General features: G+C 67.2%; 2 protein-coding genes and 1 pseudogene. 2 read left to right on the top strand and 1 reads right to left on the bottom strand.

Going from position 1 to position 4,568, the window contains the following annotated elements; genetic code table 11:
* On the top strand, window positions 1-1,383 hold a 1,383-nt coding region (locus FJV41_RS48105; protein WP_246137888.1), incomplete at its 5' end, for a hypothetical protein.
* 290 nt (window positions 1,384-1,673) lie between these two features.
* A complete protein-coding gene (locus tag FJV41_RS48100) occupies window positions 1,674-4,202 on the top strand; it encodes a sodium-translocating pyrophosphatase (protein WP_141649347.1) in 2,529 nt (842 codons plus the stop codon).
* A 69-nt stretch (window positions 4,203-4,271) separates the two neighbouring features.
* On the opposite strand, the pseudogene FJV41_RS48095 reads toward FJV41_RS48100, so the two are convergent.
* Window positions 4,272-4,568, bottom strand: a pseudogene (locus FJV41_RS48095) (hypothetical protein); the annotation flags it as partial.

Below are 4,568 nucleotides of genomic sequence, written 5' to 3'. Positions count from 1 at the left end.
GTCGGGTGGCGTTGGGTGAGCGTGGTGTGTCTGATGGGTCCTCTCCTCGCGGCGTGCGGGGAGCAAGCCCTGGCGGCTCCACGTGCTCCGGGCTTGAGGGTGGCGGCGGCGGCGGAAGGAACAAACGAGGGCGAGGGGGTCATGGCGTGGTCGCGCCCGTTGGCGAACGGGGACAGCGAGGCGCCACACGCGGTGACGGCCCCCAACGGGGACGTCCTCGTCGCGGCGACATACCGAGAGCCTTTGGACGTGGGGGGCGGCCCCCTGCCTTTCAACCGGAGTGCATCCAGAGCTCACATGATGGTGGCGCGCTTCTCCCCGGACGGGGCCCTGCGCTGGGCGCATGGGCTCGTACCAGGTGAGGGCACGTCCAACGCGCGCGTGGGCGGACTCGTCATCGACACCCAGGGCAAGGTCTGGCTGGGCGGCGCCTCCGCGGGCTCCCAGTGGGGCACCGCGCGCCTGCCGGACGGGCCGTTCGTCGCGCGCATGTCGGCCGAGGGCGCCATCGAACACGTAAAGGGCTTCGCCGGTGAGGGCACGCTCACCGTGCACGCCGTCGCCCGGGACGACGCGGGCGTGGTGGTGGTGGGAGACTTCTCCGGGGCGCGGGACTTCGGCGACGCCGTGCGCGAGCCGCCCGATGGCGAGCGGGGCGCCTTCGTGGTGCGGCTGGGCGCGGACGCCCACACGCGCTGGAGCCGCGTCTGGTCCGCGGGGCCACAGGGCCTCCTGACGGCGCGCGCGACGGCGGTGGACGCCTTCGGCGGCATCTATATGGGTGGCGCCTACGCGGGCGCGGTGTGCTTCGGCGGAGGCTCGTTCCTCACCGTGCGCCAACGCACGCCCTTCGTCCTCAAGCTTCATCCGGATGGCACCCACGCGTGGAGCCGGGACTTCCGAGGCGCCACCGGAGCTGTCTCCGCGCTGGCGGTCGGCCCGGACCGCGTCTTCGTCGCGGGCTCCTTCTCCACCCGCTTCTACTTTCAGAACAAACCTCATGACGCGGGCGCCCATCACGGCTTCGTGGCGGCCTTCAACGCGGAAGGCCAAGAGCGCTGGGCGCGCTCCTTCGCCGCCACCGCCACGGCGCTCGCCACCGATGACGCGGGACAGCTCACGCTCACCGGCACCCATGACGGAGGACTGGATTTGGGCCGGGCGCCTTCTCCTGCTGGCCTCTATGTCGCCCGCCTCCTGCCCGAAAAGGGAGACTCCCTTTGGGTGCGAGGCTTCTCCAGTCCCCTCCCCCCGACAGCCCGCTCGGTGTCAGTGGATGGATCTGGCAATACCCTGGTCGCTGTCGCGCTGCGGCGCGCCCAACCTGTGGGAACCCCTTACCCGCATCCCCAGGATGGCTTTCTGTTCAGTCTGCGCCCCTGACATACACACACCACCTGACGGGTTGCGGGGCCCCCAGCCCCCCTCATAGTTGGATCAGGTTGTGGACAAACACACCCCGGAATTCGACTTTCAGCGCCTGTCCATGCTATTCGCGAGCCCGCCTTCAGGCGTGTGACGTTGCACCCTGAAGGGCGAGGCTGTGCTGAAGCGTCGGCGCGCGGCAACTTCGCTCGCAGGCGGCCAACCCCTCGACACCACTCCCTGTTCACTCCGGGGCGCGGCGTTGTGGGCCGCGCTTTGGACGAGCCTCTGTGAGGAGTTGCACCCCCATGACACGCACTGTTCCACGGATGGACGCCCTGCGTAGGGGCGTCACTGGTGTCGCCGCCAGGGCCCTCGGGCTGCTGACGGTGTTCGCATCCAGCGTCGCCCACGCCAGTGAGGCGGACCTCGTTCTCCCTGACTTCGCCTCCAAGTCATTCTTTGGCGGCAGCATCAACGGACACCAACTGTTGCTCTCCGGCATCGCGGTCTGCGTTATCGGACTGGTGTTCGGTTTCATGCAGTACGCCTCGCTCAAGAACCTGCCCGTGCACCGGGCGATGCTCGAGATTTCCGAGCTCATCTATGAGACGTGCAAGACGTACCTGATGACGCAGTTGAAGTTCATCGCCGTGCTGTGGGCGCTCATCGCCGTGGTGATGGTGGGTTACTTCGGGTTCCTGCGCCACATGGGCGTGGACCGCGTGGTCATCATCCTGGTGGCGAGCCTCGTGGGCATCGCCGGCTCGTGTGGCGTCGCGTGGTTCGGCATCCGCGTCAACACGTTCGCCAACAGCCGGACCGCCTTCGCCAGCTTGCGAGGCAAGCCCTACCCCACGTACGCCATTCCGCTGCAGGCGGGTATGTCCATCGGCATGGTGCTCATCAGCACCGAGCTGTTGCTGATGCTCGCCATCCTGCTCTTCATCCCGGCGGACTTCGCGGGCGCATGCTTCATCGGCTTCGCGATTGGCGAGTCGCTGGGCGCCTCCGCGCTGCGCATCGCCGGCGGCATCTTCACGAAGATCGCCGACATCGGCTCCGACCTGATGAAGATTGTCTTCAAAATCAAGGAAGACGACGCGCGCAACCCGGGCGTCATCGCGGACTGCACCGGCGACAACGCCGGCGACAGCGTGGGCCCCTCGGCGGACGGCTTCGAGACCTACGGCGTGACGGGCGTGGCGCTCATCACCTTCATCCTGCTGGCCGTGGGCGAGGGCTTCCGCGTCGAGCTGCTGGTCTGGATTTTCGTGATGCGCATCGTGATGGTGCTCGCGTCGCTGGCCGCCTACGGCCTGAACAACCTGTACCAGTCCGCCAAGTACAAGAACGCGGACCACATGAACTTCGAGCACCCGCTCACCGCGCTGGTGTGGGTGACGTCGCTCATCTCCGTGGCGCTGACCTTCCTGGTCAGCTACCTGCTCATCCCCACCCTGAACGGCGACCCGACGCTGTGGTGGAAGCTGTCGCTCATCATCAGCTGCGGCACGCTGGCGGGCGCCATCATCCCGGAGGCCATCAAGGTCTTCACCTCCACGGAGAGCCGTCACGTTCGCGAGGTCGTCACGGCCAGCCGCGAGGGTGGCGCGTCCCTGAACGTCATCTCCGGTCTGGTCGCGGGTAACTTCTCCGCGTACTGGATGGGTCTCATCATCGCCGGCCTGATGGGCCTGGCGTTCTGGTTCAGCGGCTCCGGCGTGCCCGGCGCGGACGTGGGCCAGTTGATGATTGCCGCCCCCGTGTTCGCCTTCGGCCTCGTCGCCTTCGGCTTCTTGGGCATGGGCCCGGTCACCATCGCCGTGGACTCCTACGGCCCGGTGACGGACAACGCGCAGAGCGTCTACGAGCTGTCCCTCATCGAGAATGTCCCCGACGTGAAGGCGGAGGTGAAGCGCGACTTCGGCTTCGACCTCGACTTCGAGAAGGGCAAGCAGTTCCTCGAGGAGAACGACGGCGCGGGCAACACCTTCAAGGCCACCGCCAAGCCGGTGCTCATCGGCACGGCCGTCGTCGGCGCCACCACGATGATCTTCTCCATCATCGTGCTGCTCGTCGGCATCACCAACGGCCAGCTCAACACCGAGAAGACGCAGTTCCTCTCGCTGCTGCACGCCCCGTTCCTCCTGGGCCTCATCACCGGCGGCGCCATCATCTACTGGTTCTCCGGCGCGTCCATGCAGGCGGTGTCCACCGGCGCCTACCGCGCGGTGGAGTTCATCAAGGCCAACATCAAGCTGGAGGGCGTGGAGAAGGCCAGCGTGGCCGACTCCAAGAAGGTCGTCGAAATCTGCACCCAGTACGCGCAGAAGGGGATGATCAACATCTTCCTCGCCATCTTCTTCAGCACGCTCGCGTTCGCCTGCCTGGAGCCGTACTTCTTCGTGGGCTACCTCATCTCCATCGCCATCTTCGGCCTCTACCAGGCCGTCTTCATGGCCAACGCCGGTGGCGCCTGGGACAACGCGAAGAAGCTGGTGGAAGTGGAGCTGAAGGCCAAGGGCACGGAGCTGCACGCGGCCTGCGTCGTCGGTGACACCGTCGGCGACCCGTTCAAGGACACGTCCTCCGTGGCGCTCAACCCGGTCATCAAGTTCACCACCCTCTTCGGCCTGCTCGCCGTGGAGCTGGCGGTGGAGCTGGAGGCCGCGGGCCAGGGCAGTCTCACCCGCATCTTCTCCGTGGTGTTCTTCGCCCTGTCGACGGTGTTCGTCTACCGCAGCTTCTACAAGATGCGCATCCAGAGCGTCAGCGGCAACAGCGGCGCGTCGTCCTCCGACGCGAAGCCCCAGGCCGCCGTGAAGACGGCCTGAGCCGTCCACTCACACGCCTGAAGTGATTGAAGCGGCGGGGTGCCCTCACGGGGCCCCGCCGCTTCGCTTTCATGCGCCAATGCCTTCCGGGTCCGTGCGCAGCTCCCCGCCCAGGTGCATGCCCGTCTGGCAGCGGTAGTCCGTCACCAGCGCCACCGCCAGCGACGACAGCCCCAGGAGCACGTGCACCGTGGCGACGACGGGGTGCTTCCGGGCATACCCCAGCACGAAGGGCGCCAGGACCGCCGCCGTGCCGTGGACGTAGTCGAAGATTTCGTGCGCTTCGATGGGGATGAGCCTGGCCAGACTCAGCCGGGCGTCGGTGAACAGGGACACGCCAATGGCCGTCGCCCCCAGCACCCTCCC

This window comes from Myxococcus llanfairpwllgwyngyllgogerychwyrndrobwllllantysiliogogogochensis, from assembly GCF_006636215.1.
Classification (GTDB): domain Bacteria; phylum Myxococcota; class Myxococcia; order Myxococcales; family Myxococcaceae; genus Myxococcus; species Myxococcus llanfairpwllgwyngyllgogerychwyrndrobwllllantysiliogogogochensis.
The sequence above is the reverse complement of the archived record's forward strand: the minus strand, read 5'-3'. Positions and strand labels throughout refer to the sequence as shown.